The 17950-nt window shown below is 68.4% G+C and carries 17 protein-coding genes; 11 read left to right on the forward strand and 6 right to left on the reverse strand.

Translation table 11 applies throughout. From position 1 onward, the window contains the following. Positions 1–33 precede the first annotated feature (33 nt). Positions 34–381: a hypothetical protein gene (locus P6281_RS13840; protein ID WP_202376465.1), complete on the forward strand. Its 348-nt coding sequence runs from the start codon at positions 34–36 to the stop codon at positions 379–381. Continuing rightward, positions 374–1000, forward strand: a complete 627-nt coding sequence (locus tag P6281_RS13845) for a Dabb family protein (RefSeq protein WP_014384849.1) — start codon at positions 374–376, stop codon at positions 998–1000. The genes P6281_RS13840 and P6281_RS13845 overlap by 8 nt, the downstream gene beginning before the upstream one ends. Here P6281_RS13845 and P6281_RS13850 read toward each other — a convergent pair. Both P6281_RS13850 and P6281_RS13855 read right to left on the reverse strand, forming a co-directional pair. Then, the gene (locus P6281_RS13850; RefSeq protein WP_324738393.1) at positions 997–1884 is read right to left on the reverse strand and encodes an SDR family NAD(P)-dependent oxidoreductase; all 888 of its coding nucleotides are present in this window, start codon (positions 1882–1884) and stop codon (positions 997–999) included. The two genes, P6281_RS13845 and P6281_RS13850, sit on opposite strands and share 4 nt — an antisense overlap. Continuing rightward, a complete protein-coding gene (locus P6281_RS13855) occupies positions 1881–3818 on the reverse strand; it encodes a flavin-containing monooxygenase (protein WP_014382695.1) in 1938 nt (645 codons plus the stop codon). The genes P6281_RS13850 and P6281_RS13855 overlap by 4 nt, the downstream gene beginning before the upstream one ends. A 93-nt stretch (positions 3819–3911) precedes the next feature. Between P6281_RS13855 and P6281_RS13860 the strand changes: the two genes are divergently transcribed. The 8 genes from P6281_RS13860 (at position 3912) to P6281_RS13895 (ending at position 12099) form a co-directional block, all read left to right on the forward strand. Next, on the forward strand, positions 3912–5510 hold the full coding sequence (locus P6281_RS13860; RefSeq protein ID WP_014384851.1) for an acyl-CoA synthetase: 1599 nt from the start codon (positions 3912–3914) through the stop codon (positions 5508–5510). A gap of 76 nt (positions 5511–5586) precedes the next feature. Continuing rightward, positions 5587–6726 (forward strand): acyl-CoA dehydrogenase family protein, encoded by a 1140-nt coding sequence (locus P6281_RS13865; protein WP_014384852.1) that lies wholly within the window; start codon positions 5587–5589, stop codon positions 6724–6726. Then, positions 6723–7748: an acyl-CoA dehydrogenase family protein gene (locus tag P6281_RS13870; RefSeq protein WP_014384853.1), complete on the forward strand. Its 1026-nt coding sequence runs from the start codon at positions 6723–6725 to the stop codon at positions 7746–7748. Before P6281_RS13865 ends, P6281_RS13870 begins: the two co-directional genes overlap by 4 nt. Positions 7749–7819: 71 nt before the next feature. Beyond that, positions 7820–8308 (forward strand): nuclear transport factor 2 family protein, encoded by a 489-nt coding sequence (locus P6281_RS13875; RefSeq protein WP_202377443.1) that lies wholly within the window; start codon positions 7820–7822, stop codon positions 8306–8308. 2 nt (positions 8309–8310) lie between these two features. Beyond that, a complete protein-coding gene (locus P6281_RS13880) occupies positions 8311–9180 on the forward strand; it encodes an SDR family NAD(P)-dependent oxidoreductase (protein ID WP_009957265.1) in 870 nt (289 codons plus the stop codon). Between the two features lie 12 nt (positions 9181–9192). After that, positions 9193–10176, forward strand: coding sequence for an alpha/beta hydrolase (locus P6281_RS13885; protein WP_014384854.1), 984 nt, complete (start codon positions 9193–9195; stop codon positions 10174–10176). A 46-nt stretch (positions 10177–10222) separates the two neighbouring features. Further along, positions 10223–11299, forward strand: coding sequence for a hypothetical protein (locus P6281_RS13890; protein ID WP_009957266.1), 1077 nt, complete (start codon positions 10223–10225; stop codon positions 11297–11299). Between the two features lie 17 nt (positions 11300–11316). Next, positions 11317–12099, forward strand: a complete 783-nt coding sequence (locus tag P6281_RS13895; protein WP_014384856.1) for an SDR family NAD(P)-dependent oxidoreductase — start codon at positions 11317–11319, stop codon at positions 12097–12099. A 13-nt stretch (positions 12100–12112) separates the two neighbouring features. Here P6281_RS13895 and P6281_RS13900 read toward each other — a convergent pair whose 3' ends face one another. The 3 genes from P6281_RS13900 to P6281_RS13910 are packed head-to-tail and all read right to left on the reverse strand — an operon-like array spanning position 12113 to position 14351. Further along, complete coding sequence (locus P6281_RS13900) at positions 12113–12925, reverse strand: SDR family NAD(P)-dependent oxidoreductase (RefSeq protein WP_324738394.1); 813 nt, start codon at positions 12923–12925, stop codon at positions 12113–12115. Next, positions 12925–13212 carry a hypothetical protein gene (locus tag P6281_RS13905; RefSeq protein WP_008257273.1) on the reverse strand — a complete coding sequence of 96 codons (288 nt, stop codon included), beginning with the start codon at positions 13210–13212 and terminating at the stop codon, positions 12925–12927. Before P6281_RS13905 ends, P6281_RS13900 begins: the two co-directional genes overlap by 1 nt. Next, entirely contained in the window at positions 13212–14351 is a 1140-nt protein-coding gene (locus P6281_RS13910) for a Rieske 2Fe-2S domain-containing protein (protein WP_008257275.1), read from the reverse strand. The genes P6281_RS13905 and P6281_RS13910 overlap by 1 nt, the downstream gene beginning before the upstream one ends. Before the next feature lie 101 nt (positions 14352–14452). Here P6281_RS13910 and P6281_RS13915 point away from each other — a divergent pair, with 101 nt between their 5' ends. Further along, a complete protein-coding gene (locus P6281_RS13915; RefSeq protein ID WP_080588017.1) occupies positions 14453–16195 on the forward strand; it encodes a 3-ketosteroid-delta-1-dehydrogenase in 1743 nt (580 codons plus the stop codon). A gap of 240 nt (positions 16196–16435) precedes the next feature. Here P6281_RS13915 and P6281_RS13920 read toward each other — a convergent pair whose 3' ends face one another. Further along, positions 16436–17830, reverse strand: coding sequence for an HNH endonuclease signature motif containing protein (locus tag P6281_RS13920; protein ID WP_202377444.1), 1395 nt, complete (start codon positions 17828–17830; stop codon positions 16436–16438). Between the last annotated feature and the right edge of the window lie 120 nt (positions 17831–17950).

The raw sequence follows: 17950 nt of genomic DNA on the forward strand, positions 1-17950 counted from the left end.
CGCCGCGTCCCCGGCGTGCCATACGGTCGGCTCATGGCCGAAGGCGAAGTCTTCGTGATCGACAGGGTGGTGACACGACCCGGGTGTGCCCGCCGATTCGTCGACGCCTACCTCGCCGAATACGCGCCCGGCGCACGCGCCCGCGGGATGACGCTGCGCGACATCCTCGTGAGCCCACCGATCTGGTTCGACGATGACAGCAACGTCATCACCGCGACCTGGACACTGCCCAGCGCGCAGGCATGGTGGGAGATGACCTGGAAAGGCCGACCGGATCCGGCGCTGGGCGAATGGTGGTCGCGGATCGGCGAATTGGTCACCGAGCGGTCCCGCTCCTTCGCCGCCTCCGCCGACGACGTCGACGGGCTGTGCGATGTATAACCTCACGCGGCTGATCGACGTCGCCGACGCCGATCGCGACCGGATCCTCGACGAGCTGCGCACGACCGCCCGCGCGGCGGCGCCGCTGCGCGGGGTGGTGCAGCCGACGCTGCCCGGCTCGCGCAACGGGGGCGACATCCTGCTGCACCTGCGGTTCGCCACCGCGGACCAATGTGCCCGCGCGACAGAGGATCTCGCTGCCGTGCTGGCCGATCCGGCGGTGGATCGGGTCAACGGCGCGAGCTATGCGGGTTCGCCCGTGCGCTGCGGCGAGGCGGCCGGCACGGTCTACCGGACGCTGTTGCTGCGCGTGCAGCCGGGCACACCCGAGCCCACCCTCGCCCGGTTCGAGCGCGAGCTGTCGTCGATGCCGCGGTACCTACCGACGATCCGGGTCTGGCAGCTGAGCCGGGTGTCCGCGCCGGTCGGAACCTGCTCGTGGACACACGTGTTCGAGCAGGAGTTCGCCGACGTCGAGGCGCTGATGGGGCCCTACCTGATGCACCCCGTCCACTGGGCGGTGGTGGACCGCTGGTTCGACCCGGAAACCACCGACGTGATCATCCGCGACCGGGTATGCCACAGCTTCTGCGCCATCCCCGACCCGGTGCTGAGCTAGACGCCCGCGGGCAGGATGCCCGGATTGGCGGTCGCCGGCGGCTGTAACGGGGGCAGCACTTCGGTACCGTCCAGGCTGTGCACCGGCAGTCGCTGCGACCACGGGTAGTGCAGGCTGAAGGCGACCAATCCGGTGCGCTCCGCGGCGGGCAGATGGCACATTGCCAGCACGGTCTCGGCCAGATATTCGACCGGTTCGGTCGGGAACGAATCCGGGATCAGTTGCGCGGCACCGGGCGTGCGTACCGCGGTCGACGGGCCGACGCAGTTCACCGCGATGTTGGCGTCCAGCAGCTCGGCGGCCACGCCCTGGGTGAACCGGTGCAGCGCAGCTTTCAGGGACGCGTAGACCACGTCGCCGGAGGTCTTGTTGTATTCGCGGTACGGCCGAACCGGGGCCACGCCGGTGACCGAACCGATGTTGACAATCCAGCCCGCCCCTTGGCCACGCATATGCGGCACGGCCGATTTCGTCAGCGCGAACGGGATGCGCAGGTAGTGTTCCACGGTGCGGTCGAACGTCTCCAGGCTCATGTCCTCGACCAACGCGTAGTCGGCGAAACCGGCGTTGTTGACCAGGATGTCGATGCGTCCGGTTCGGTCCAGGACCGCGTCGACCAAACCGTCGCGCTGCTGCGCATCCTCCAGGTCGCTTGCAATGCCGAACGCCGAGCCGCCGTCGGCCTCGATCAGTTCCACCGTTTCCCCGATGGTGCCGGACAGAGCGGTGGCCGTTCCGGCCCGCGTCGACAACGAAGGCGTGTGCGATCGTGCGGTGACCGCGACCGTGGCGCCCTCGGCCGCCAGCCGCCGCGCGATGGCGCGGCCGATGCCTCGGCTGCTTCCGGTGACCAAAGCGGTTTTGCCCGACAGCAATCGGCTCATCGAAGTTCGAGATCCTCCTCGGCCGGGGCGCGGTGATCGCGCCAGAAGTCGACCAGGCGGTACGGGAAGGCGATGACAATCCGGTCGCCGGAACGGTAGTAGGTGTGGGCCGACGGCGTGTGGCGCCATACGGTGCCGGCCATGGTCGAATCGAGGCGGGCGACGTAGTCCTCGTAGGCGCGCTGCGTCACCTCCAAGGTGGTGGCCTTGCGCAGCGCCATCAACTGCAGGCATTCCATCACGTAGTGCACCATCACTTCGACACCGAAGTTGTGCCCCGCGCCGTGACCCGGACTGTAGTTGGGGGCCGAGGAGATGAACAGGTTCGGGAATCCCGGCACCATCCCGCCCCGGTAGGCCCGCGGCGAGTCGCCCCATTCCTCGGTCAACTTCTTGCCGTCGCGACCCCGAATATCCACCGTGGAAAGGAAATCCAGGTAATAGCCGGTCGCGTAGACGATGACGTCGAGGTCGATCTGCCTGCCGTCGGCGGTCACGATGCCGGCCTCGTTGACCCGCGCGGGCTCACTGGCCTCGACGTCCACGTGCTCGCGGGCCAGCGCCGCGTAATAGCCGCCGGGATCGCGGATGATCCGCTTGCCGTAGGGCGCAAAGTCGGGCGTGACCTTGCGGGCGAGCTCGCTGCCCGCACCGAACACTCGATCGATGTAATCGAGGCAGATCTGCAAAAGCACGTCGTTGGCCGGCGAGATCGACAGATGCTCGGCCGCCCACTGCTCGTCATGCAGGATCACCGGATAGTTGTTGTCCGATGTCCCCCAATAGGACTTGAGCCGAATCCAATTGGCGTAGTAGGGCAACCGGGTGCCCAGCCACCGCCGATAGGCGGGAACATCGTCGGAGGGCCGGCGCCGCGGCGCGACCCAGTGCGGCTGGCGTTGAAACACCGTCATGTGCGCGACCTGGTCCACGCACGCGTCGACGATCTGGACCGCGGTGCACCCGGCACCGATGATCGCGACCCTCTTCCCCGTGAGATCCAGGTTCGGATCCCACAGCGCGGAATGGAGAGAAATTCCCGAAAACGTTTCGCGGCCCGGGAGTTCCGGCCACCGCGGCCGGTTGAGGTACCCGGCGGCCGGGATCACCGCGTTCGCGTAACTGACGTCGCGGGTTCCGTCCGGTCCGACCGCGTGGATCTGCCACTGCCGGCGGCCCTCGTCCCACCACAACGCTTTCACCTCGGTACCGAACCGGGTGTTCCTGCGGAGGTCGTTCTTGTTCGCCACCGACACCAGGTAGGCCTGATACTCCGCACCCTGCGGGTAATAACTCGACCAGTCGCCGTTGATGTCTCGCGAGAGCGAGTAGTAGGCCGAGGGCGTGTCCACCCCGATGCCGGGATAGGTGGTGGTGTACCAGGTGCCGCCGACCTCGTCGTTGCGCTCGATGATCTGATAGTCGATACCGGCGTCCGCGCACGCGAGCGCGGCGGTGATGCCGGCGATGCCCGCGCCGATGATGACCACCCGGAAGTCGGCGGGAAGCTTTGCGGTGCGCGGCAGTACCGGTTGTGAGGGCTGGAAACCACCCTGTTCGAGGAGCAGTCCGAGGTACTCGGGGTCGATTGTTCCGCCGAGCGCGATGGGGGCGACGCGGGCGAACAGGTCGAGGTCGTCGGCCGGCACCGCGTCCGCCCGGCGAGGCTCCCGTAGCGCCGTGACGATCTCGTCGATGAGCTGCGCGGCCGTTTCCGGATCGGTGACGCCCGCCTGCTCCGGCGGGTCGGGCACATGGGTGATTTTCGGTGCGAACCGCTCGGCGACGGTCGGGTCCCCGGTCAGCTGCGCCAGCACGGCGACCAGAACGCCAGGATCGGCCTGGCGCAGGTTGGCGCGCAGGTCGTCGACTTCGTCGAAATCCGGGCCCGTCCATCCGGCACTTTCAGTCGTGAACGGGACGCCACTGCTCATGCCACCGAGTATCGGGGCGATCCGCGGCCATGGGCAGGGCCGTGTCTACTCAGCGGGACGCGAACGACCCGCCGACGGGCATCGGCGCCTACCGTGACCGGCATGCAGTCCGACGACCTCGACGCCATGATCGAACGGGCGCGTCGCCACGGGCTCGGCGATATCCCACGGCGATCGGCCCGCCGGCACCCGCACAAGATCGCGATCATCGACGACGGTGTCGCGCTGACATTCGCCGAATTCGACCACCTGGTGGACCGGGCGGCGGCGGCGTTGCACGACAGCGGGTTTCGGCCCGGCAGCCGATTAGGGCTCTTGTCACGCAACTGCTGGCAGTACGCCGTGCTGGCATTCGCGACGGCCCGTGCGGGAGTGGTCCTGGTCCCGATCAACTTCATGCTGACCGCCGAGGAGGTCGCCTACATCCTCGGCCACAGTCGGGTCGGCGGCCTGGTCGTCGAAGCGGATCTGACACCGACCGCCGAGGAGGCGATTCGGCTCGGTGGGGCGGTCAGGGCCAAGGTCGCCCTGGTGCCGAAGGGACACCAGGGCGTGCCCGGTTGGGCGGATTTCAGCCAGTGGCTGACCACCGACACACCCGCCCCGAGCCCGCACATCGACGACGACCAACCCGTGCGGCTGATGTACACCAGCGGGACCGAATCCCGGCCCAAGGCCGCCATTCACACCAGCCGCAGCCTGATGTGGCAGTACGTCAGCACGATCGTCGCCGGCGAGATGTCGCACGACGACGTCGAGATCCACTCGCTCCCGCTGTATCACTGTGCGCAGCTGGACAACTTCCTGGCCACCGACGTCTACCTCGGCGCCACCAGCATCATCCTGCCCCGGCCCGAGCCCGACGCGGTGTTGCGCACCATCGAGCGCTACCGCGTCACCAACTATTTCGCTCCCCCGACGGTGTGGATCTCGTTGCTGCGCTCACCGGTGTTCGACGAGGTCGACCTGTCCAGCCTGCGTAAGGGCTATTACGGGGCCTCGGCCATGCCGGCGGAAATCCTGCGCGAGATCCGCGAGCGGCTGCCCAACCTACGACTGTGGAACTTCTACGGCCAGACCGAGTTGGCGCCGCTGGCCTGCGCCCTGGGACCCGACGAGCAGGACGCCCACGGCGGCTCGGCCGGCCGGCCGGTGCTCAACGTGGAAACCGCCATCCTCGACGACGACGACAACCCGGTCACCGCCGGCGCGGTCGGCGAGATCGCGCACCGCAGCCCGCACTTGACGCCCGGCTACCTCGACGACCCGGAGCGCACCGCCGCGGCCTTCAAGGGCGGCTGGTTCCACTCCGGCGACCTGGGCTACTTCGACGAACACGGACTGCTGCACGTCGTCGACCGCAAGAAGGACATGATCAACAGCGGCGGCGAAAACGTGGCCAGCCGGGAGGTCGAGGAGATCCTCTACCGGCACAACGGTGTTCAGGAAGTCGCGGTGTTCGGACTCCCGCACCCGGTGTGGGTGGAGACGGTGGTGGCCGCCGTCGTCCCGCGCGACGGCACCGTTCTCACCGAAGAGGACCTGGTCTCGCACTGCCGGGAGCGCTTGGCCGGATTCAAGACGCCCAAACGCGTCTTCTTCGTCGACGAGCTGCCGAAGAACCCCAGCGGGAAGCTGCTCAAACGCGTACTGCGGGAGCGTTTCAGTCTCGATCAGCACGCCCTCAGTTGATCCCGGGCCGACGCCTCCTCACTACAGTGGCCGGGATGAGCCCAGTTCTCGATACCGACACCCTGAAGACGCGCTGATGGCACTCCCCCGTCTGGTCCCGCCGGCCAGTGCCGACGCCGCGACCGCCCAGGAGTTGCGCAACGAGGTGCGCGATTTTCTAGCCGATCAATTGGCCGCGGGCGCGTTCACCCCTTCGGTCGACGCCTGGCTGACGGGCTGGGACGAAAGTTTCACCGGCGCCCTCGCGGCCCGCGGGTGGCTGGGCATGACCGTGCCGACCGAATACGGCGGGCACGGGCGCTCATTCCTGGAACGGTTCGTCGTCACCGAGGAACTCCTGGCCGCCGGCGCACCCGTGGCCGCGCACTGGATCGCCGATCGCCAGATCGTGCCCTCGCTACTCAAATACGGTACAGAGCACCAGAAGTCGGAGTTCCTGCCCCGGATCGTGCGCGGCGAATGCTTTTTCGGCATCGGGATGAGCGAGCCGGACTCCGGTTCCGATCTGGCCAGCGTGCACACCCGCGCCGCCCGCGTCGACGGCGGCTGGTCGCTCACCGGCACCAAAGTGTGGACGTCGGGCGCCCACCTCGCGCACGCGTTCATCGCGCTCGCACGCACCGCACCGGTGGACCCGGCGAACCGGCACGCCGGGCTGAGCCAGTTCATCGTCGACCTGCGGGGCCCCGGCGTCGAGATCCGGCCGATCGTGTCGATGAACGGCGCCCACCATTTCAACGAGGTGATCCTGGAATCGGCCTTCGTCCCCGACACCATGGTCTTCGGTGAGATCGGCAACGGCTGGCAACAGGTGACCTCCGAGCTCGCCTTCGAACGCAGCGGGCCCGAGCGGTTCCTGTCGACGTTCGTGTTGTTGGAGTCCTGCGCCGACCGCATGGCGTCAAACGCCATCCCGCGCGACCCCGATCTGGGGCGCCTGGTGGCGCGCATCGCCGGCCTACATCAGATGTCCACCGCGGTGGCGGGCGCACTGGAACGGCACGAACCCGCGGACCTGCCCGCCGCGGTCGTCAAGGTGCTGGGCACCACCACCGAAGGCGACATCGCGGAATTCGCCGACCTGCAGGAGGCCCCCGACTCGGCCTTCTCGGACCTGGTGTGCGCGGCCGTCGATCAGCGGCCCGGCTTCACACTGCGCGGCGGCACCAACGAGGTGTTGCGCGGTGTGCTCGCGCGCGGGTTGGGCATCCGATGAGCGCCGGGCCCTCCGTTGACGGCGCCCTCGTCGAGATGATGGACGCGGTGTTCTCCGATTACCGCGACAAGCACCCGCCCGCGGCGACGATCGAGCGCGACCCCGCCCTGTGGCGGCGCCTCGACGAACTCGGCCTCGTGCGCATGACCGGTGCCGAACAGCACGGCGGTAGCGGGGCAACCTGGTACGAAGCCGCCGAACTGGTGACCGCGGCCGCCGGCCACGGGGTTCGAATCCCGTTGGCCGAGCACGACTTATTGGCCTGCTGGCTACTGGAGGCCAGCGAAATGCCCACCGACGACGCGGTTCGGACCGTGTGCGTGCTCGACAAGCAGGGAACCGCGACGGCGGTGCCCTGGGCCAGTTCCGCCGAGCGGATCGTGGTCGTGTGGCGAGCCGAGGGCGGACACCGGGTTGCCGACGTCGCCGCCGAGCAGCTCACGGTCACCCCGGGCAGCAACCTGATCGGCGAGCCACGCGACACGGTGACCGCCGAGCCGGCGGGCCTGCAGGGCGTCCCGGTCACCGCGGCTCTGCTCACCCAGCTGCGGCTGAAAGCCGCGCTGGTGCGATCCATCCAAGTGAGCGCCGCCCTGGATCGGATCCTGCAGCTGTGCGTCGACCACGCGGCCGCGCGGGTCCAGTTCGGTCGCCCCCTGGCCAAGTTCCAGGCCGTACAGAACCTGATCTCCGATATCGCCGCCGAGGCCGCGCTCGCCCGCGCGGCGACCGAGGCCGCACTGCACGCCGGGGTCATCGGTCAATGGTCGGCGCCGCACCTGGAATTCCTTGTGGCCGTGGCGCGTTCGTGCGGCGGCCACGCCGCCTCGGTGGTGGTGCGCAACGCCCACCAAGTGCACGGCGCGATCGGCACCACCCAGGAGCACCGGTTGCACGAGTTCACCCGCGCGGCGCTCGCGTGGCGCTCGGAGTTCGGCTCCGTGCGGTATTGGGACGAACGGCTCACCGACGCGGCGATGCACGCGAGCGCCGGAGCCCTGTGGGAGCTGATCACCGGCTGAATTCCAGGCCGTGTTCCACTGACCGGGCATCGGCGATGTTACCGGGACCACACCGGAGTTGACTCGTGCCCATGAGCACCGACATCACGCTGCCGGAATTACAGGAGTTCATCGCGTCCTTCTGGTACCACTACGACGAGGCCCACTACGACGAGCTGCGGCGCAGCTACGCCGAGGATGTCCACTACCTGACCCGAAGCGATTCCGGCGCAAGCCCATTCGAAGAGCTGATGTCACCGGAGCTCACCGGTCGTGACGCGGTGATGGAATGGCTGTCCGAGCACCGCAAGCAAAGCCCCTACCCGTTGCGCCACCACGCCACCAACGTGCACCGCACCGGCGCTGACGACGGGGTCACCCGCGCGCGCTTCTATATCTTCGTCAACCAGATCGCCAACTTCGTGCCGTTCGCGGTGTCCAGCGGGGTGGTCAACGTGGGCGTCCGGCGCCGCGGCGCGGGCCCACTAGGCCTGGAGTTCACCGAGATGGACGTGATCCTCGACGCCACCAACTCGGTCCTGCTCTCGGACCTGCACGCCGAAAGCGGCGCCGGCGCATAGTCATGGACGCTCGGGGCATCTTCGGGGGCGGCGTCGCGGTCATCACCGGCGCCGGATCCGGCGTCGGCGCCGGGCTGGCCCGGTACGCCGACCGGTTGGGCATGACGGTCGTGCTGGCCGACGTCGACGGGGCGGCGGTCGCGGCGCTGCGCGAGGAGCTGTCCGCCGGTGGCGGCGTGGCGCACGATGTCGTCTGCGACGTGCGAGACCCCGAGGCCGTGCAGGACCTCGCCGACCGCGCCTACCGCGACGCCGGTCCCGTGCGCCTGTTGGTGAACAACGCGGGGATCGAACAATTCGGCTACCTCTGGGATACGCCGGTGGCCAACTGGCAACGCGTCATGGACGTCAACGTCAGCGGCGTCTTCCACGGCGTGCGGGCCTTTCTGCCGAAGATGATGGCCACCGATGACCAGGCGTGGGTGTGGAACATCGCATCGGTGGGCGCGGTGGTGGCGATCCCGTTGCAGGCGCCCTACATCGTGAGCAAGCACGCGGTGTTGTCGTTGACCGAATGTTTGCACCTCGAGGTGCAGGCCACGGGACACGACCATCACATCCACGTCCAGGCCGTGCTGCCCGGGCCGGTGCGCTCCAACATCTTCGAGTCGGCGGGCGGCGTGGACCCGGGCGCGGCGGGCGACGCCGCCGCCGAAACCCAACGCTCGACCATGCTCGGGATCAAGGCGGCGTCCATGGATCCGCTGGAAGCCGCCGAGAGGATCTTCGGACAGTCCGCCGAGGGCCGCTTCTATCTGCACACCCACCCGGACAGCGTCGGCGCGGCGATGGCCGAGCGGGCCAATGTGCTGGCCGCGCAACAACCCCCACGACTGCGGACCGAGACCCGGTTCGAATCCGCACCGCACTGACGTGACCGCGACATGACCCCGCACGCACTTGATCCCGACGCGGCCGCCCGCATCGCCTCGTTCGGCGAGATCGCTCCGATGCGGCAACGGGGTTTGGCCGCGGTGCGCGCCGGGCTCGAATCCGCGCCGCTGCCGCCACGCATGCCCGAGATGGCCAGCCTCACCGAGACGCTCGTCCCCAGCGACGGCAACGACGTGCCGGTCCGGATTTATTGTCCGACAACGGCTTCCGGTGGCCCGGTGCTGGTCTATTTTCACGGGGGCGGCCTGGTGATGGGATCCAACCGCTCGTTCGAACCGCTGGCCCGTGAGCTCGCCTCGGCAGCGGCGGCCACCGTGGTGGCCGTGGACTACCGGCTCGCCCCGGAGTCAGCGCCGCCCGCCCAGTTCGACGACGCCTATGCCGCCACCGAATGGGTGTGGCGAAACGCCGCCGAATTGGGCGTCGACGCCGAGCGGCTCGCGGTGGTCGGCGACAGCGCCGGGGGTGCGCTGGCGGCGGCGGTGGCGCTCGCGGCGAGGGATCGCCACGGGCCGGCCATCTGCGCGCAGGTGCTGCTGTATCCCGGCCTGGACCGCGACATGTCCGTCGCCTCGATCGCCGCGATGCCCGACGCACCGCTGCTCACCCGCGATGACATCGAGTACATGCACGCGCTGGCCGACGGCGACGCCGGCCCGCCCACGGACCCGTATCAGGTTCCCGCGTACGCGACCGATCTGTCGGGCCTACCGCCGGCGATCGTGGTCACCGGGGGCTGCGACCCGATCCGGGACTGGGGTGAGCGCTACGCCGACCGGCTGCGCGACGCCGGCGTGCAGACCACCGTCACCCGCTATCCCGGGATGTACCACGGCTTTCTGATGCGCTCCGATGCCACCGCGCGGGGGCGGCTGGCCCTCGCGGAGATCGGGGCGCTGCTGCGCGCCAAGTTCGCCCATCCGCTTCGGTTTGACGTCCCGATCACCGGACAGCCGTCGACCGTATCGCCGTGATGCTGCGCACAATCAACCAACCTTGAACCGACAAAGGAGACCGCTGATGCTCACCGACGAGCGCCGGATGGAGCTTTCCGACGTGCTGCGACCGGCCGCGCCGCCCCGCGAGATCGACAACGTCTACACCGACGACCAGCGCGAGCGCCTTCTCGATGTGGTGCGCACGGAAGGCCCGTGGAAGCTGATCATCGCGCAGCACTTCGCGTCCGCCGACGAGTTGATGGCGACGATGAGCGGCATGTTTCCCGAGGGGTTCAGTCCATCGCTGGATTTGTTTTTGACCCCGACCTTCCGCGGCTATCTCGCGAACTACGGCGCCGTGCTCTACCCGCAACTGCACGACTGCTTCTACAACGAGCGCTTCCTGCAGATGGCCAAGGAGTACTGGAACGCCGAATACGCCAAGCCCCAGTTGATGCTGTTCAACATCAACGGACCCTGCGCCAATCGCGACCCCGGCCACTTGGATTCGCCGAGCTTCCGCGGTGTGCGGCACGAAAACGCCCCGACCTGGTTGACCAGCGTCATGGGCAAATCCGGCCTGTTCCGCGACTATCTGATCAAGATGGCGCAGGTCATCACCTGGTTCTCACTCGATGCCGGCAGCGGCTTCACCTACTGGCCGCACGGTCCGCTCAAGGCGCCACAACGCATCCTGCCGCCGATCAACAATCGCGGCGTGGTGGTGCAAAACGAGATGATGGTGCACCGCGGTGAGGCGAATGGCCCACTGGATCAACAGATTCCGCCTGGACTGGCGTTCGACACCGTGTTCGCCGGCGACCCGACGAGCCGCGAGCATTGGCTGCTGAAAAACGGCGAAGACGTGATCGCCCGCCACCACACCGACGAGCTGCGGTTTCTGGTGCACTGGTCGGCCGAAGTGTTCTCCGACTTCGACGAGCTGAAAAAGAACATGGACGGCAGCGACGACCTGACCGTCGACAAGGCCATCGACATCATGGTCGACGACCTCAAGGGCAAGGGCATCGACCTCGACATCCCGGCCGAGCCGCTGCACGACCCGGCGTTCATCAGCGCGCTCAACGCCGCCTATGACCTGGGCGGCCCGGCCACCTATCCGGAGGAAGCCCCGATCAGCGCCTTCCAACTGGCGTGACCGAAAGGCCTTGCACCGTGGATCGTTTCGCCGATCGGCGCGTCATCGTCACCGGTGCCGGCTCCGGCATCGGACAGGCCACCGTGGCCCGGCTGCTCGACGAGGGGGCCACCGTCGTGGCCTATGACGTCTCGGCGGACGGGCTGGCGCGCACGGCGGCCGCCGCCGACGAGGCCGGCACGGCCAAGCGACTGACCACCGCGGTGCTCGATATCTCCGTCGAGGACGATGTCGTTGCCGCCGTCGATGCCGCGGCGGCCGACCTGGGCGGCCTCGAGGTACTGGTCAATGTTGCTGCGGTGCAGACCTGTTCGCACACTCACGAGACCACGCTGGCCGACTGGAACCGGACGCTGGCGGTCAATCTGACCGGCACCTTTCTGATGACGCGTCAGGCACTACCGGCGCTGCTCGAATCCGGCCGAGGTGTCGTCGTCAACTTCACCTCGACCGCTGCGTCGTTCGCCCACCCCTACATGGCCGCGTATGCCGCCAGCAAGGGCGGCATCTTGAGTTTCACCCATTCGCTGGCGCTGGAGTACTCCAAGCGAGGGCTGCGCGCGGTCAACATCCAGCCCGGCGGGATCTCGACGGCGCTGGCCAACAGCACGCTCGAGAAAATGCCCGACGGCTATGACCTGGGCCTGTGGGCCAAGCAGACTCCGCTGCTGCACGGTGCGGACAGCGAAATCCTTGGCGACGCAAGCGCGGTCGCCGCGGTGATCGCCATGGTCGCTTCCGACGACGGGGCATTCGTCACCGGAACGGAGATTCGCGTCGACGGCGGCGCGCACGCGTGAGCGTCCCGCCCGGCTAGCGCACCACGACGCTGCTCGGCGTCCGGGGCGAGCCGAGCATTTCCCGGTGCGACGGCGGGCGGCGGCCGCCCTCGTCGGTGATCCCATAACGCTCAGCGAGTTCCGCCCCGATCAGCGCCTGCCCGCTCAGCTCCTCCAGGTGCGGATCGCAGAACAACGCGTGGATCAAATGCCCGGTGAATTCGGGTGTTTCGGCATGCTCGGCCGTTGCGGCCAGCGCCGCAGGATCCGCACTGAAAGCGGCGCGGAGCTTTTCGGTCAGCAGGATGCCCATCCAGATCGACACCGTCGCGACCCCGGCGCCCCGGAAGTCCACCGCCATGTCGGCGACCATCTTGTCGACGCCGGCCTTCTGCGCACCGTACGCGGGACCGTGCATGTAGCACACCGACCCCGGCGAGGACGTGAACGCGATCAGGCCGCGGCCGGCGGCGACCAGCAGCGGCGCGGCGCACCATGACGCGACGTAGGACGATCGCAATCCCACATCGAGCACATCGGCCAGCTCGAGTGGCTTCTCCCAGAAGGGCTTTGGGCTGACCAGCGCGTCGGAGATGGCCGCGGCGTTGTTGACCAGGAGGTCGAGGCGGCCGCACTCGTCTTGCACGCGGTCGAACAAGCCCTTGACGGCGTCGTCGTCCCCGTGATCGACACGGACGGCCACGACGCCGGGTGGGGCGTCGCTGATGGTGCGGCTCGTCCCATACACCCGCCAGTCGCGGGCGGCGAGCGCGGCCGCGATACCGCGTCCGGCGCCGCGGCTGGCTCCTGTCACGACGGCGACGCGTGATGCACCATTCACGGTCATCAGATTACGGGGTCGACGACCGCCAATTCTCCTGTGGCCACGGCGGCCTGGATCGAGTCCCGCAGCGCGGCACACACCAGGAACGGCCCGCGATGATGACCGGCGAGGCGCTCGGCCTCACGGCGCTCGATGCAGCGCTTCGCGGCATCGGCGTTCCACTGCACACTCGTCTGGTTCCAGCTGCTCTTGCGGGCCAGCACCCGCGCACCGCACTCGCGGCACGTGACCGGGGCCATGGGCGTGTCGACCAGTCGATTGTCGGTCCTGGCGGACCAGTCGAGTGCCATCACACCGAGCCGGCCGCGGCGGACCGCGCCGCCAGGTTCGCCTCGACCTCTTTCATCCACGCCTCGTAGGGCCGGGTCGTGTCGAGTTCGAACTCGAAGCGATCCACCATGTCCGGTTGCACGTCGGCGACGTCGACGTAAAACTGCTGATACCAGCGGCGCAGCTGATACACCGGCCCGTCCTCCTCGACCAGGAGCGGGTTGTCGATGCGCGCCTTATGCCGCCAGATCTCGACGTCCTGCTCGAAACCGAGCTTGACGTAGTCGCCGAGGGTGACCGCGGTTTCCATCGCCTGGTCGTCGGGCATCACCTCCGACTTTTTCACGATGATGCCGTATTGCAGCACAAAGGAATTCGCGTCGATCGGATAGTGGCAATTGATGAGGATCGTGTTGGCGTCGCCATGCTCGTAGTGATACGTCAGGTCGTCGATCATGAACGAGGGACCGTAGTAGGACGCCACCGACGTCGTCCCCAGCATCTGCGATCCGGTGCCACCCATGTCCGGCCGGCTGCCGCCGTTCATGTACTGCGTGGCGACGTGCCCCTCGAAGATGTTCTTGAAGTACGTGGGCAACGAGCCGTGAATATAGAAGAAGTGCGCCATATCCACGACGTTGTCGATGATTTCGCGGCAGTTGCTTCCCACGACCGTGGTGTACCAATGCCAGTCGGTCCACTGGTCGCTGGTGGCGCCCTCGATGCGCGGGATCGTCACGTCCGGTGGCGGCGGTTTGCGCTCGGGGTCGTTCCAGACGAACAGCATGCCGTCCTGCTGCAGCGTCGTCCAGGCTTGTGTGCGGGCCAGTTTGGGGGTGCGGCGGCTGTAGGGCACCTGCTTGCAGCGGCCGTCGCCGCCCCAGCGCCAGTCGTGGAACGGGCAGGCGATCTCGTCGCCCTTCACCTCGCCCTGGGACAGGTCGCCGCCCATGTGCCGGCAATAGCTGTCGAGCACGTTGATGTTGCCGTCACCGCTGCGGAACACGACGAGCTTCTGTCCGAAGGCGTTGATCGCGTGAGGTTTGCCGTCGGCGAAGTCCCGGATCAGTCCCAGGCAGTGCCAGCCGCGGGCGAACCGCGTCGGCGCCGCCTGCGCTTCTATCAACCGAATTTCGTCGGCCTCAGTCTGCGACGTCATGGGCGCGATTCAACTCCCCCGGGCCGGCGTGTGGGCCGGGTTGTTCCACTCATCAGGACGGCTCTTCCGGTATCGCGCCTGCGCGGCCTACCGTTTCGAACGTGACGACGCGCAGCACGACGATCCCTGCCGGGCTTCCCGTGGCCGACACCGCCGTGGATCTGCTCGTCGTCGGCTCCGGCACCGGCATGGCGGCGGCGTTGGCCGCCCACGAATCCGGGTTGTCGGCGTTGATCGTGGAGAAATCGTCGTACGTGGGCGGCTCGACCGCCCGGTCCGGCGGCGCGCTGTGGCTGCCGGCCAGCCCGGTGCTGGCCGAGGCCGGCGCCGGCGACAGCGCCGAAAGCGCCGGCGCCTACCTGGACTCGGTGGTCGCCGGGTCGGCGCCCGCGCAGCGGTCGGCCGGGTTCCTGGCGCACGTGTCAGCGACGGTGGACATGCTGCGCCGCATGACGCCGCTGCGGCTGTTCTGGGCCCGCGATTATTCCGACTACCACCCCGAGGCGCCCGGTGGCAGCGCGGCCGGGCGCACCTGCGAATGCCGTCCGTTCGACACCTCGCTGCTCGGCGCGTACCGCACCCGGCTGGAGCCCGGCCTGATGGAGGTCAGTGTTCCGATGCCGACGACGGGCGCCGACTACCGCTGGATGAATCTGGTCGCCCGGATGCCGCGCAAGGGCATTCCCACGTACGGCAAGCGATTGGCGCAGGGCGTGGCGGGCCGCATGGTGGGCCGGCGCTACGCGGCGGGCGGTCAGGGCCTGGCGGCCGGGCTGTTCACCGGTGTGCTGCGCGCCGGGATCCCCGTGTGGACCGACACCGCGCTCGTGCGGCTCGTCCGCGACGGCGAGCGCGTGACGGGCGCCGTCGTCGATCACGGCGGCCGCGAGGTGACGATTACCGCCCGGCGCGGCGTCGTGCTGGCGACCGGCGGTTTCGACCACAGCATGGACATGCGGTGGAAATTCCAATCGGAGTCGTTGGGCGCCGATCTCAGCCTCGGTGCCGCGGCCAACACCGGCGACGGCATCCGGGCGGGCCAGGAACTCGGCGCCGGCATCGACCTGATGGATCAGGCGTGGTGGTTCCCCGCCATCGCGCCGTTGCCCGGCAAGGCGCCCGCGGTGATGCTGGCCGAGCGGTCGCTTCCGGGCTGCCTCATCGTGGACCAGCACGGGCGCCGGTTCGCCAACGAAGCGACCGACTACATGTCGTTCGGGCAGCGGGTGCTCGAGCTGGAGCGATCCGGCAGCCCGGTCGAGGCGATGTGGATCATCTTCGACCAGCAATACCGCAACAGTTATGTCTTTGGCGCCGAACTGTTCCCGCGCATGCGCGTCCCGCAGGCCTGGTATGACGCCGGCATTGCGGCCCGCGCCGATAATCTCACCGATCTGGGCGCGCGGATCGGTGTACCGGTGTCGGCGTTCTTCGAGACGATGACGCGGTTCAACCACAACGCCGCCGCAGGCGAGGATCCCGACTTCGGCCGCGGCCGCAGCGCGTACGACCGTTATTACGGCGACCCGACGGTCAAGCCGAACCCGAATCTGCGTCCGTTGGTCAACGGCCCCTTCTACGCCGTGAAGGTGGTGCTGTCCGATCTGGGCACCTGCGGTGGGCTCAGGACCGACGAGCGGGCGCGGGTGCTGCGTGAGGACGGCGGGGTGATCGCCGGGTTGTACGCGATCGGCAACACCGCCGCGAACGCGTTCGGCACGACGTATCCGGGTGCGGGCGCGACGATTGCGCAGGGTCTGGTGTACGGCTACATCGCGGCCCAGGACGCGGCGATCGCGAGCGCGGCGCAGCCGGGCGAGGCGGGTCGGCGCCATCGGACCTAGCGGCGATCGCGAGCGCGGCGCAGCCGGGCGAGGCGGGTGGGCCCCATCTGAGCTAGCGGCGATCGCGAGCGCGGCGCAGCCGGGCGAGGCGGGTCGCCGCCATCTGAGCTAGCGGCGATCGCGAAGGCGGCGCAGCCGGGCGAGGCGGGTCGGCGCCATCTGAGCTAGCGGCGATCGTGCGCGCGGCGCAGCCGGGCGAGGCGGGTCGGCGCCATCTGAGCTAGCGGCGATCGCGAAGTGTTATGCGGCGCCGGGATTGTCGGCTTCGTCGTCGTCGTGTTCGTGGTGGAGGAGTTTTTCGGGGTGGTGGTAGGTGTTGGTGCGGGGTTGGCCGCGCTCGAGGTGGGGTGGGGGTTTCCATTCGGTGTCGCCGCGGGTGTTTTTGCGGGTGGTCCAGCCGCCTGGGTCGAGCATGCGGTGATGCGGGCCGCAAGCGAAGGTGAGCTGGTTGATGTCGGTGCTGTGGCAGGTGCTGTAGTCGGTGGTGTGGTGGACTTCGCAGTAGTAACCCGACACGGTGCAGCCCGGGGCGGTGCAGCCGCGGTCCTTGGCGTACAACACGATTCGCTGTCCCGGGGAGGCCAGCCGCTTGGTGTGATACAGCGCCAGGGCCTTGCCCTTATCGAAAATCGCCAAGTAGTGATGGGCGTGGCGGGCCAGGCGGATCACCTCACTCATCGGCAGGATGGTGCCCCCGCCGGTCAGGGCTCGCCCGGCGGCGGCCTCCAACTCGGCCAGGGTGGTGGTGACGATGATCGAGGCCGGTAACCCGTTGTGCTGACCCAACTCCCCAGAGGCCAACAGCGCGCGCAGCGCCGCCAGCAGGGCGTCATGGCCGCGCTGAGCAGCCGAGCGGGTATCACGATCGATGGCCTCTTGGCTGGGCGTCCCCTCCACGCACGGGGTGTCGTCGAGAGGGTTGCACATGCCCGGCGCACCGAGTTTGGCTTCCACGGCCTCCAGCGTGGCGCGTAGTTCGGGGGTGATCAGGCCCCGCAACTCCGACATGCCGTCGGCTTGTTGGCGGCCCAGGGTCACCCCGCGGCTACGGGCGCGGTCCTCATCGGTGAACAGGCCGTCGGGATTGAGGCAATCTTCCAGGACGTGGGCCAGGCCGTCGAGTTCGTCGGGCCGGTGATACGCGGCGTGACCGGCCAGCTCGGCCTCGACCCGCTCGCGGGTGGCTGGGTCGATCCAGCCCGGCAGGCGACGAAAGAACCGGCGGATCACCGCCACATGGGCGGCGCCGAGTTCACCGCGGGCCTGGGCGGCGGCGGTGGCCGCCAACACCGGGGGCAAGGGTTCACCGGTCAGGCCGTGGCGCGGGCCCAGATCGGCGGCGTCTTTGACCCGCCGGGCGGCCTCGGTGTGGCTGATCCGCAGCCGGTCGGCGATCGCCTGATCCAGCGGGCCGCCGAGTTCTTCGATGCTGGCTTGGCGGGCCAGGTGATTGATCAACGCATGCTCAGCCACCGGCAGCCGGCGGCGCGCCCTTTCGCAGCGCTCTAACAACGCCAGGCACTCCCGAGGAGCCAGCGCATCAAAACTCAGCCCCGCCACGCCCTCGATCGCGGCATCAAGCGCATCGAAGGCCGCGCTGATCGCGTCCCGATCGATGATGCCGCCCGAACCCATACCGTCAAACTATCGAGGCCCACCGACACAAAACCCCGCAATGTGACCACAGAAACCACAGTGACACAAGGGAATTCAATATCCGTTTCCGATATCCGAAACAGCGAGCGGGCGAGCGGA

Source organism: Mycobacterium sp. 5-140-3-2, assembly GCF_035666375.1.
Classification (GTDB): Bacteria; Actinomycetota; Actinomycetes; order Mycobacteriales; family Mycobacteriaceae; genus Mycobacterium; species Mycobacterium intracellulare.

Bases quoted from the DNA above. Each gene is read 5' to 3' on its own strand.
- P6281_RS13840 (WP_202376465.1), top strand. From the start codon at position 34: ATGGCCGAAGGCGAAGTCTTCGTGATCGACAGGGTGGTGACACGACCC.
- P6281_RS13845 (WP_014384849.1), top strand. From the start codon at position 374: ATGTATAACCTCACGCGGCTGATCGACGTCGCCGACGCCGATCGCGAC.
- P6281_RS13850 (WP_324738393.1), bottom strand. From the start codon at position 1,884: ATGAGCCGATTGCTGTCGGGCAAAACCGCTTTGGTCACCGGAAGCAGC.
- P6281_RS13855 (WP_014382695.1), bottom strand. From the start codon at position 3,818: ATGAGCAGTGGCGTCCCGTTCACGACTGAAAGTGCCGGATGGACGGGC.
- P6281_RS13865 (WP_014384852.1), top strand. From the start codon at position 5,587: ATGGCACTCCCCCGTCTGGTCCCGCCGGCCAGTGCCGACGCCGCGACC.
- P6281_RS13870 (WP_014384853.1), top strand. From the start codon at position 6,723: ATGAGCGCCGGGCCCTCCGTTGACGGCGCCCTCGTCGAGATGATGGAC.
- P6281_RS13875 (WP_202377443.1), top strand. From the start codon at position 7,820: ATGAGCACCGACATCACGCTGCCGGAATTACAGGAGTTCATCGCGTCC.
- P6281_RS13880 (WP_009957265.1), top strand. From the start codon at position 8,311: ATGGACGCTCGGGGCATCTTCGGGGGCGGCGTCGCGGTCATCACCGGC.
- P6281_RS13885 (WP_014384854.1), top strand. From the start codon at position 9,193: ATGACCCCGCACGCACTTGATCCCGACGCGGCCGCCCGCATCGCCTCG.
- P6281_RS13890 (WP_009957266.1), top strand. From the start codon at position 10,223: ATGCTCACCGACGAGCGCCGGATGGAGCTTTCCGACGTGCTGCGACCG.
- P6281_RS13900 (WP_324738394.1), bottom strand. From the start codon at position 12,925: ATGACCGTGAATGGTGCATCACGCGTCGCCGTCGTGACAGGAGCCAGC.
- P6281_RS13905 (WP_008257273.1), bottom strand. From the start codon at position 13,212: ATGGCACTCGACTGGTCCGCCAGGACCGACAATCGACTGGTCGACACG.
- P6281_RS13910 (WP_008257275.1), bottom strand. From the start codon at position 14,351: ATGACGTCGCAGACTGAGGCCGACGAAATTCGGTTGATAGAAGCGCAG.
- P6281_RS13920 (WP_202377444.1), bottom strand. From the start codon at position 17,830: ATGGGTTCGGGCGGCATCATCGATCGGGACGCGATCAGCGCGGCCTTC.